Genomic DNA, 9,768 nt, shown 5'->3' with positions numbered 1-9,768 from the left:
AGGCCGAGCGTGATCTGATCCATGCCCACCATCGTCCCCGACGCTCAGGCCTCGCACCAGTCGGATTGACGAGAGGTTTTGCAGACCTTCCCTAGACCCTTCGGCGCTTCTTTCGGCGACTTGCTGTCGCAGCCGCACGCGAATGGCGGCCTGGGGCTCGGTATCGTTGCACGAGCGCAATCTTTCTTGGTGTCATCTTCCTGTTGATCATGGTGATGACAAAAGGGCAGCTACCTGAGGTGCCCGACGCCACGGATGACGTGAGCAAACCGCAATGACGGGTGAGGCATTTGCTTGCAGCAGCTCGAGACGAACGGAGCACTCTGATGAGACATGCTGAGCGCCATCGAAGTGGTGTGATCGGTTGGCTACGCGCCGCCGTACTGGGTGCCAATGACGGCATCGTCTCGACGGCCAGCCTGTTGGTTGGCATTGCGGCATCTGGAACCGATCGTCAGACCTTGGTGGTCGCGGGTGTCGCAGCACTGGTCGCTGGCGCAGCTGCGATGGCGGCAGGCGAGTACGTCTCCGTTGCCTCGCAGGCTGACACGGAGAGGGCTGACCTCGAGCGCGAGAGCGAAGAATTGGCTTCGGATCCGGAGGCCGAACAGGGGGAATTGGCGGCAATCTACGTTGGGCGAGGCTTGGCCCCCGACCTAGCCGTGGAGGTCGCGCGTCAGCTAACGGCGCACGACGGACTAGCAGCCCATGCGCGCGATGAACTCGGGCTCTCCGACCAACTGGCTGCACGACCAATGCAGGCAGCACTGGCCTCAGCCGCAAGTTTTGCCGCAGGTGCGGGCTGGCCCTTGTTGGTGCTGTTGCTGGCTCCACGCGCGAGCCTGACGGGTTGGCTGGTTGCCGGGAGTCTTGTGGGACTGGCTGTTCTTGGTGTGCTGGCAGCCCACATGGGTCGGGCAGGACGCATCCGATCCGCCGTGCGGATTTTGGCCTGGGGCGCCGCAGCTATGGGCCTAACTGCAGCCGCCGGCGCCGTGCTTCCAGCATGAACCTCTCCCAACATTACAAAACTGTCACTCTACCGTCGGCTTTCTGTCAAAGAGGATCGTTCACGATGTTGTTCGGTGCACCTAGTGGCGAGCAAGCAAAGACGACACATGAACGCAATATCGATTGGTTTGACGCGCTTCATCTTGGGTCTAATGGCCGACCATGGCATTGGCAGCAGCGCGGTCGGCGAGTCCGGCAAGGTCGCACAAGACGCGGGCCGTTGAGGTCGGACATGACCGGCAGCATGCGCGCCATACTCGTCGAGACCTTGCGCGTCGTCGTTTACAACTCTGGCGCGGTAAAGCATGAACCGGTGCGGGCCATATCGACAGAGATGAAGGAGCTGCGCGCGATGATGGTGAACCTGTCTGGCATGGAACACGCCGATGCCGACATGGTTAGGGCGGCGCCCGGCAAGACCGGCGAAGTTGTGTGTTGCTTCGATAAAGTCGGCAAGCTGGATTTCTCCTGGCTGCCGCCGAGACACTACGACGCCGGAATGGTGGGCTCATTAAAGCGGTGCGGAAGGCCCGCACCCCGAAGACCGGTGGTTGTGGCAGTCGCAGGCAATAAGTGCTGATCGTCACGGCATGGCGACGGCACCCGGCACTTGTCGGTGCTCGGTGCCCGCTGCAAACTTTTTCCACACTTTATGGAGCTATCGAAATGAAGAACTTGAAGCCTCTCCTAGTCGCACTTGCATTCGCCGCCTCAGCGCCCTTCGCGATCGGCGCGCATGCCCAGGCGGTGGATCACAGCAAGATGGATGGCATGAAGATGGACGGCATGGCGGCGTCGCTGAGCGAAGGCGAGGTGCGCAAGATTGACAAGGAAGCCAAGAAGATCACCCTGAAGCACGGCGACATCAAGAACCTGGACATGCCCGGCATGACCATGGTCTTCCAGGTCAAGGACGCGGCGCTGCTGGATAAGGTCAAGGTGGGAGAAAAGGTGAGGTTCACGGCCGATAAGGCCGACGGCGTGATCGTCGTCACCTCGATCGAAGCCGCCAAGTAAACGGGCAGGAGGTACGACCCGATGGACACACCCAAGCGCCGAACCCTGCAAACCCTGGCCGGCCTTGGTGCGCTGGCTGTCCTGCCGCGCGCGTGGGCGCAAGTCAAGGCAGTCGACCTGCGCGACACCCCGGTGTCGCGCTCCTACGACCTGAGCGTGGCCGAGACCACGCTCAACGTCACCGGCAAGCCCGCGCAGGGCATCACCATCAACGGCACGATGCCGGGCCCGGTGCTGCGTTTTCGCGAAGGCGACGAGGTGGTGATCCGCGTCACCAACAAGCTGCGCGAGATCACCGGCATCCACTGGCACGGCCTGCTCGTGCCCAACGACCAGGACGGTGTGCCCGGCGTCACCTACCCCGGCATCCTCCCCGGCGAGACCTTCACCTACCGCTTCAAGCTGCGGCAGTCCGGAACCTATTGGTATCACAGCCACGCCGCGCTGCAGGAGGCGGCGGGGTACTTCGCGCCGCTCATCGTCGAGCCGGCCAAGCCCGACCCCTTCCAGTACGACCGCGACTACGTCGTCGTCATCTCCGACTGGATCGACACCCCGCCGCAGCAGGTGCTGGCCAACCTCAAGAAGGTGGACGGTTACTACAACTACCGCCGGGTGACCACGCCGCAGTTCTTCGCCCAGTTGCGCAGCGCACCCGACGCCAAGGCGCGCGATGCGCTGTGGGCCGAGCGCATGGAGTGGGCCAAGATGCGCATGGACCCCACCGACTACAGCGACGGCGGCGACGAATGGTCGTTCCTGCTGCAGGGCAAACGACCCGGCGAGAACTGGACCGGGCTGTTCAAGCCGGGCGAGCGCGTACGCCTGCGTTTCGTCAACGCCTCGCCGATGAACCTGTACGACGTGCGCATTCCGGGCTTGCCGATGACGGTGGTGCAGGCCGACGGTCAGAACGTCAACCCAGTGGAGGTCGACGAGTTCCGCATCGGCAACGGCGAGACCTACGACGTCATCGTGCAGCCGAAGGAAGCCAAGGCCTACACGATCTTCGTGCCCACCATCGCCCGCATCGGCTACGCACGTGGCACGCTGGCGCCCGAAGTCGGAATGAGCGCGCCGGTGCCCGAGCTGGGGCCCAAGCCCGTGCGCACGATGGCCGACATGGGCATGGCCGGCATGGACATGGGCGGCGGCGGCATGGCGGGCATGGACATGGGCAAGCCTGCGGCCACCGCACCGGGCGCCGCCGGACATGCCGGCATGGCGATGCCGGCGCCGGCCAGGCCCGCCGATGCGATGGCCGGCATGCCTGGCATGGCCGGCATGGCAGCCAAGCCGGCCGACCCGCATGCCGGCATGGCGGGCATGGGTGGTATGGCCGCCATGGGCGCCGCACCTCCGAAGCCGGAACCTGACGTCGATGGCCTGAGGCGGCTGAAGTACGCACACCTGCGTGCCCTCACGCGCAATGCCGATGACCGCGCGCCTGAGAAGGAAGTGCTGGTGCGGCTGACCGGGGACATGGCACGTTACTTCTGGGGCATCAACGACAAGAAGCTGTCGCAGGCCGAGCCGCTCGAGATGGGCCTGGGGCAGCGCGTGCGCATCAAGTTCGTCAACGAGACCATGATGGAACACCCGATGCACCTGCACGGCGTGTTCATGGAACTGGTCAACGGCAACGGTGTGTACGCGCCCCGCAAGCACACCATCATCGTGCCGCCGGCGCAGACCGTCGAGCTCGACGCCACCTTCGAGGACGAAGGCATGTGGGCCTTCCACTGCCACCTCTTCTACCACGCCGCCACCGGGATGATGCGCCTGGTCAAGGTCGCCTGAGGATCACGCCGATGCAGAAGAACATGAGTGCGGCGTTGCGCCGCGCGGGCGGCGCGCTGTTGGCCACCGTTGCCCTGGGAGCGCAGGCGATGGAGGACGATTCGATCTACTCCTACACGCTGATTGAGGCCGACGCCGGCAAGGTACGCGGACAATCCGGCTCGGCGCAGTCGCTGGCCATCGACGGCTGGGTCGGCGGCGACTTCAACCGCCTGTGGTACCAGCTCGATACCGAGCGGCGCGGCGGGCGAACCGAGGCGGCCGAACTGCAGTTGCTCTACGGGCGCTACATCGCCCCGTTCTGGGACGCGCAGATCGGCCTGCGCCGCGACGAGCGGCCCGACGGGCGCAACTACCTGGCGCTCGGCGTGCGCGGGCTCGCACCCTATGCCTTCGATGTCGACCTGAAGCTGTTCGTGCGCGACGACGGCAAGGTCTTCGCCCGCACGCGCTTCGAGAACGAGTTCCTGCTCACCAATCGCTTCATCGTCACGCCTTCAGTGGGTCTCGAGTGGTCGGCTTCCGACATCGACGCGACGGTTCGTCGCGGCGCCTACCAGGCCGATCTGGGCGTGCAGGCGCGTTACGAGTTCAACCGGCGCGTCGCGCCCTATGTGAGTCTGTCGCGCACGTTCTATCCGCGCGCGCAGTCCGGCGGGGAGACCGCAGCGACGCAGTGGCGCGCCGGGCTGCGACTTCTGTTTTGAGGTGACCGATGAGCGATCAGGCAAACGCGACCGAGTTCGAACGCTACAGCTCGCCGGCGGTGCTCATGCACTGGCTGGTGGCGCAGGCGCTGGCGGGCGCGGCTACCGCGGGGTTGATCCTGGGAGACATGCCTGATGCCGCCGTGGGGCGGCAGGGTTGGTTCGACTGGCATCGTTGGCTCGGCGTCAGCGCCTTCGGGCTGATCCTGGCGCGGTTGCTGGTTCGGGCGGCGCGGCGCGCCCCACCGCCTTTGCCTTCGTTGCCACGCGCTCAGCGTTGGCTGGCGCACGCCACCCACGCGGCGCTTTATCTGCTCATGGTGGCGGCGCCGGTCAGCGGGTACCTGCTGAGCAATCGGATGGGCGAGGTGATCGTGCTGTTCGGAGTCGCCGAGTTGCCGTCCTTGCTGGGCACTGATCACGCGCAGATGCAGTTGCTGGAACAAGTGCACAAGTGGACGAACTATGCCTTGATGGCGGTAGCCGCGTTGCATGTCGCGGCAAACTTTCGGATTGGCTCACCGTCGATGCTGACGTGGCGTTTGCCCGCGCCCGCTTCAACGATGGTGACCCGGATGGCATCGGTAGTCGCATCCCCGGCTCAGTCGAAGGGGTGGGATCGTTGGCACTCGCCGTGGACAACCTCGGGCCATGGTTCGGTGCCGTGCAGTACCGCTACTTTGGGCCGCGCCCATTGATTGAAGACAACTCTGTGCGCTCGTCCAGCACGGCAACTATCAACGCCCGCATCGGGTACAAGATCGGCCCCAAGATGCGCATCGAGCTGGAGGCGTTCAACCTCAGCAACCGCAAAGCGTCAGCGATCGACTACTACTACATGTCGCGCTTGCGCGGCGAGCCCGCCGCAGGCGTGGACGACGTCCACTTGCACCCCATCGAATCAAGATCGTTCAGGGTGTCGCTCGCTGCCAACTTCTAGCCGATGGGTTAACCGTGCCAGGCCCCAGAAGAGATTTGCAAGCGGCACTTGACCGCCCCATCGTGGGAATGCTGACAGCGGTCCCGCCCCCCGCTGGCGGCAAAGGCCGCTGCTGCGCGTGAAACACAAGGGGAGGCATGACTGGCAAGGGCGTTCGGCATCAGCTCAGCTTCCATCAACGAGGCGCCCGGTCGGGCCACTTCAGAGCCTCATTTGCGAGCGGGCCGTCGGGTTCGCTTGGCAGGTTGGTTCTTGGCGGCCGGGCTCTTCTTCTTGTGAGCCAAGCGCCACACGAAGACGCCAGCGACGGCCACGCCGAGTAGCCAGATCAGGAGCACTTGGCTGAGCAGGTCTTTCGAGAACCAATGGCCTTCAATCCACATATCGTCCTTGTGTGGCGGCTTTACTGGAACTGGGTCTTCTGCCGCCGCCCCTTGGCCTCGGCCGTGTTGAGCTGCATAGGCTCGGGGTCAGCCGCGCTGCCTGCAAGCGTGTCGAGGATGGGGCAATCCGGGCGGTCATCGCCGTGGCAGCAATGCACCAGATGCTCCAACGTCGCTTTCATGGCGAGCAATTCCTGGGCCTTGGCCTCCAGCGCCTGGATGTGCGCCTGGGCCAGCCCTTTGACGACGCGGCTGGAGCGCCGGCGGTTTTGCCAGAGGCCCAACAGCTCGCTGATCTCCGCGATGGAAAACCCAAGGTCGCGGGCCTGCCGGATGAAGCGCAGCGTGTGCACTTCATTGTCACCGTACTGCCGGTAGCCCGACTCCGTGCGGCGCGCCGCAGGCAGCAGGCCGACCTGCTCGTAGTGCCGGATCATCTTGGCCGAGACCCCGGATCCGTCGGCCGCCTGGCCGATGTTCATGCCTTGCATTGTTTGCTCCCTTCTATCCCAGGATATGCGTGTCAGCTGGCTTGCCAGCGGCGCAGCAGCAGCGCGTTGGCGACGACACTGACACTGCTGAGCGCCATTGCCGCACCGGCCACCATCGGATTTAGCAACCCGAAGGCTGCCAGCGGGATGCCGATGAGGTTGTAGATGAAGGCCCAGAAGAGTCCGCGCTTGATGGTCGCGTAGGTCTTGCGCGAGATGTCCAGCGAAGCCGGCACCAGCGACGGGTCGCCGCGCATCAGGGTGATGCCCGCAGTCTCCATCGCGACGTCGGTACCCGTGGCCATCGCAATGCCCACATCGGCCGCTGCCAATGCCGGCGCATCGTTGATGCCGTCGCCCACCATGGCGACCTTCTTGCCACTCGCCCGCAGCTGGGCCACGACGTCAGCCTTGTCGCTGGGCAGAACTTCGGCCCGGATCTGGCCGATTCCCAGCGCCCGCCCCACGACTTGAGCGCTGCCTTGGGTGTCGCCAGTCAGGAGCACAGTGTCGATGCCCAGCGCATGCAGCCGGTCCACAGCCGCCTTGGCGGATGCCTTGACGGTGTCACCGAAGGCCAACATTCCCACCAACTGCTTCCCATGTTCGATCTCCCGTACGAGCCAAGAGATGCTGCGGCCTTCGTCTTCAAGCCGGCGGGCGTCGGCAGCGAGGGCGCCCGGCTCCAGTCCAAGCTCAGACAGCAACCGGTTGCTACCCAGCGTGATGCGCTGGTTGCGAACAACGGCTTCCATGCCCCGGCCCGGCAGGGCACGGGTATCGCGAGCCTCCGGTACGGGCACGCGGTCCTCCCGCACGCGGTCCATGACAGCAACGGCAAGCGGGTGTTCGCTGCTTCGTTGCAGTGCGGCGGACAGCGCCAGGACTTCGGTCTGATCGGACCCCGGAGTCGCGTGAACCTCGACGAGCGTCGGCTTGCCCTCGGTGAGGGTGCCGGTCTTGTCGAAAACGACGGTGTCGACGGTGTGCGCGACCTCGAGTGCCTGCGCATCCTTGATCAGAACGCCATGTTGAGCCGCCACGCCGGTGCCGGCCATGATGGCTGTCGGTGTCGCCAGTCCCAGGGCGCAGGGGCAGGCAATGACCAGCACCGCGACGGCATTGATCAGTGCCTGCTCCCAGTTGCCGGTGGCCATGATCCAGCCGACAAGGGTCAACAAGGCAATGCCCAGGACCACCGGCACGAAGACAGCGCTGACGCGGTCCACGATCCGCTGGATCGGCGCCTTGGCGGCCTGGGCGTTCTCGACCATCCTGATGATTCGCGCGAGCGTGGTCTCAGCGCCGACGGCCAAGGTTTTGACCGTCAGGACGCCTTCGGCGTTGACCGAGCCTCCGGTGACTCGGTCACCCAGGGCCTTGGCGACCGGAAGGCTTTCACCGGTGATCAGCGACTCGTTGACATGGCTGCTGCCCTCAACGATCTCCCCATCCACTGGCAGCCGGTCGCCGGGGCGGACGAGCACCAGGTCACCGACGCGTACCAGGCCGATGGGCGTCTCGGACGCCACACCACCGCGCAGGACGCGCGCCACGGCGGGCCGCAGATCGTTGAGCGCCTGGAGGGCAGCCGTGGTGCGACGCTTGGCCCGTGCCTCCAGCCATTTGCCGAGCAGGACCAGCGTGATCACCGCCGCCGACGCTTCAAAGTAGAGGTGGGGCATGCCGTGCTGGTCGTGCCGCAAGAGCAAGTAAGTGGACAGCCCGAACGCTGCGGAAGTCCCGAGCGCAACCAACAAGTCCATGTTGCCACTGCCCGACCGCAGGGCTTTCCAGCCGGCGCGGTAGAAACGAGCGCCAAGCCAGAACTGGACGGGGGCGGCAAGCGCGAGTTGCAGCCAGCCACTCAGCATCCAGTCGATGCCCAAGAGTTGCAACAGCATCGGCGCCACCAATGGCAGCGTCAAAGCGGCAGACAAGGCCACCGGCAGCCAATCCGGCGCCTCAGGTGTCGAGCTGGCGGATGCGCTCTCATCCGACACAGGACTGGCGGTGTAGCCGGCCTTTCGCACCGCGACCTGCAAGTTCTCTTCGGTGACCGAGGCCAGCGCGGAGATCGTGGCGCGCTCCGTAGCGAGGTTGACTGTGGCCCCGAGCACGCCGGATACCTTGAGAAGCGCTTTCTCGACGCGGGAGACACAAGAAGCGCAGGTCATGCCTTTGATCTGCAGCTGGACTTCACGGGTGGCGACGTCATAGCCCGCCTTCTGCACAGCTGCAGCCAACTGGGACGCAGCAACCGAGGTCGCCGCCGACACGGAGACCTTCTCGGTGGCGAGGTTGACGGTGGCATCCCGGACGCCATCGACAGCCTTGAGGGCTTTCTCCACACGCAGGACGCAGGAGGCGCAGGTCATGCCGCGCACCTGAAAACTCAGTGGCGGTGTTGCAGGATTGGCGATGGAAGTCGACATGCTTTTCTCTTCAGCCGGCGGTGACGATGACGGGATGCTCAAGCTTCCCATCGTGGCAATGTCAAGCGAACGGCGGTCACCCCACTGAGATTGTGTCAATCCGCAAGCAGGCCTTGACCCTCCCACGGTGGAAAGCTTGAGAGTCATGGCTCCGATTCAATAGGAGCTTGACCATGATCACGTTTGTCGTCAGCGATATGACCTGCGGCCACTGCGCCAGCACCATCACGAAGGCCCTGAAGGGCACGGACCCGGATGCCCGGGTGGAGATCGATGTGGCAGCGCATCGCGTCCAGGTCGAACCGGTTGCCGCCGATACTGGCGAGTTGATGGACGCCATCAAGGCGGCTGGCTACTCGCCCATCTTGGCAGCACAACCGGCAGAAGTCCCGGCCACAGCCGGCCGCAAAGGCTGCTGTGGCGGCTGAAGCGCCTCAGGAGGCGTGATTGACAAGGGCTTTGGGCATCAGCTCAGCGCCTTTGTTCTGCTTTGGAAGCGAACATGCCGGCTGCGAAGCCGGCAAGGTTCATCACAGGGCAATCCGCCTGACGAAGGCAAGCGAGGCCAAGCGGCCTTCAACCGTTGTGACCTTCCTTCAGCAAGGCATCCAGCCGGGCCACTTCGTTGCCGATGGCGGCGATCTTGGTCCCGTCGCGCGCGACCAAGGTTTCGCCCTTCTTGAGATACACGGCGCGGCCGAACCGGTCTTCACGCGCCATCTTGCCGTCCTTGAAGACGTAGAGCGTGCCGCCATCATCGAGCTCGACACGGGTCTTGACGATGCTGGAGTTTTCCAGCGCGTCGCTGGCCAGCGCGGGGGGGGCCATGCCAGCAAAGGCGGCCGAGAGAACAAGTGCAATAGCGAACGACTTCATGATGTGTCCTTTCCTGGAGTGGCTGATCAGTGCTTTGAGCACTATCCAACTCTAGAAAGCGGCCCCCGACGGCTCGCCGTCTGTCACATGACAAATTCGTCAGGTTGA

Annotated in this window: 10 protein-coding genes and 1 pseudogene; 8 read left to right on the top strand and 3 right to left on the bottom strand. The window is 64.6% G+C overall.

Annotated features, from left to right (window positions below; translation table 11 throughout):
• Positions 1 to 326: 326 nt before the first annotated feature.
• The 7 genes and pseudogenes from CDO81_RS26085 to CDO81_RS29005 all read left to right on the top strand — a co-directional run bounded on the left by CDO81_RS26085 (position 327) and on the right by CDO81_RS29005 (position 5,475).
• The gene (locus CDO81_RS26085; RefSeq protein WP_088486184.1) at positions 327 to 1,010 is read left to right on the top strand and encodes a VIT1/CCC1 transporter family protein; all 684 of its coding nucleotides are present in this window, start codon (positions 327 to 329) and stop codon (positions 1,008 to 1,010) included.
• A gap of 233 nt (positions 1,011 to 1,243) precedes the next feature.
• A complete protein-coding gene (locus CDO81_RS26080) occupies positions 1,244 to 1,591 on the top strand; it encodes a cupredoxin domain-containing protein (RefSeq protein WP_088486183.1) in 348 nt (115 codons plus the stop codon).
• Entirely contained in the window at positions 1,585 to 2,028 is a 444-nt protein-coding gene (locus tag CDO81_RS26075) for a copper-binding protein (protein WP_338139989.1), read from the top strand. The genes CDO81_RS26080 and CDO81_RS26075 overlap by 7 nt, the downstream gene beginning before the upstream one ends.
• A gap of 21 nt (positions 2,029 to 2,049) precedes the next feature.
• Positions 2,050 to 3,828: a copper resistance system multicopper oxidase gene (locus CDO81_RS26070; RefSeq protein ID WP_088486181.1), complete on the top strand. Its 1,779-nt coding sequence runs from the start codon at positions 2,050 to 2,052 to the stop codon at positions 3,826 to 3,828.
• Between the two features lie 11 nt (positions 3,829 to 3,839).
• Entirely contained in the window at positions 3,840 to 4,535 is a 696-nt protein-coding gene (locus tag CDO81_RS26065) for a copper resistance protein B (RefSeq protein WP_088486180.1), read from the top strand.
• 8 nt (positions 4,536 to 4,543) lie between these two features.
• A pseudogene (locus CDO81_RS29010) lies at positions 4,544 to 4,981 on the top strand (cytochrome b); the annotation flags it as partial.
• Positions 4,982 to 4,989: 8 nt separating this feature from the next.
• On the top strand, positions 4,990 to 5,475 hold the full coding sequence (locus tag CDO81_RS29005; protein WP_338153610.1) for a TonB-dependent receptor domain-containing protein: 486 nt from the start codon (positions 4,990 to 4,992) through the stop codon (positions 5,473 to 5,475).
• Between the two features lie 403 nt (positions 5,476 to 5,878).
• Here the strand turns inward: CDO81_RS29005 and cueR are convergent, their stop codons facing one another.
• Entirely contained in the window at positions 5,879 to 6,340 is a 462-nt protein-coding gene (gene cueR, locus CDO81_RS26050; protein ID WP_088486177.1) for a Cu(I)-responsive transcriptional regulator, read from the bottom strand.
• Between the two features lie 41 nt (positions 6,341 to 6,381).
• The gene (locus tag CDO81_RS26045; protein WP_088486176.1) at positions 6,382 to 8,784 is read right to left on the bottom strand and encodes a heavy metal translocating P-type ATPase; all 2,403 of its coding nucleotides are present in this window, start codon (positions 8,782 to 8,784) and stop codon (positions 6,382 to 6,384) included.
• A gap of 173 nt (positions 8,785 to 8,957) precedes the next feature.
• On the opposite strand from CDO81_RS26045, the gene CDO81_RS26040 reads away from it, so the two are divergent.
• Positions 8,958 to 9,212 carry a heavy-metal-associated domain-containing protein gene (locus CDO81_RS26040; protein WP_088486175.1) on the top strand — a complete coding sequence of 85 codons (255 nt, stop codon included), beginning with the start codon at positions 8,958 to 8,960 and terminating at the stop codon, positions 9,210 to 9,212.
• A gap of 148 nt (positions 9,213 to 9,360) precedes the next feature.
• Here CDO81_RS26040 and CDO81_RS26035 read toward each other — a convergent pair whose 3' ends face one another.
• Positions 9,361 to 9,660, bottom strand: coding sequence for a CopK family periplasmic copper-binding protein (locus tag CDO81_RS26035; protein ID WP_088486174.1), 300 nt, complete (start codon positions 9,658 to 9,660; stop codon positions 9,361 to 9,363).
• Between the last annotated feature and the right edge of the window lie 108 nt (positions 9,661 to 9,768).

It is taken from the genome of Roseateles puraquae (assembly GCF_002205845.1).
GTDB classification, from domain to species: Bacteria; Pseudomonadota; Gammaproteobacteria; order Burkholderiales; family Burkholderiaceae_C; genus Pelomonas; species Pelomonas puraquae.
Note: the sequence above shows the minus strand (reverse complement) of the source record. Positions and strands in the feature narration are given on the sequence as shown.